Source organism: Mycobacterium hackensackense (assembly GCF_025822555.1).
GTDB lineage: Bacteria > Actinomycetota > Actinomycetes > Mycobacteriales > Mycobacteriaceae > Mycobacterium > Mycobacterium fluoranthenivorans.
On sequence record NZ_JACKUC010000041.1, the window covers coordinates 1 to 448 of the forward strand.

The window sequence follows — 448 nt, forward strand, 5'->3', positions numbered from 1 at the left end:
CTCGGTATGCGTGGCGTTGAGTCTGCCCACCCGAGAGAACGTGAGCAGGTCGTTGATCAGCACCTGCATGCGTTTGGCGCCGTCCACCGCGAAGGCGATGTACTCGGTACCCCGCTCGTCGAGCTTGTCCCCGTAACGCTTTTCCAGCAGCTGACAGAAGGAGGCGACCTTACGCAACGGTTCCTGCAGATCATGGGAGGCCACATAGGCGAACTGCTCGAGCTCGGCGTTGGAGCGCCGCAGTTCCTCGGCCTGCTCGTCGAGGGAGTCACGTGCCGCCTGCGACACGGCCAGTTCCTCGACGATCCGCTGCCGCATATCTTCCACGCCCGCGGCAATCGCCCGAATATCACTGGGCCCCTGCGGGATGATGCGCTCGCCGAAGTTCCCCTCGGTGATCCTGCGGCAGGACGCCGCCAGCAGACCCAGTGGCCGGGTCACGGCGTTG

The 448-nt window shown here is 65.0% G+C and carries 1 protein-coding gene; it reads right to left on the bottom strand.

Annotated features, from left to right (window positions below; genetic code table 11):
• On the bottom strand, positions 1 to 448 hold a 448-nt coding region (locus H7J86_RS31650; protein ID WP_267295809.1), incomplete at both ends, for a sensor histidine kinase.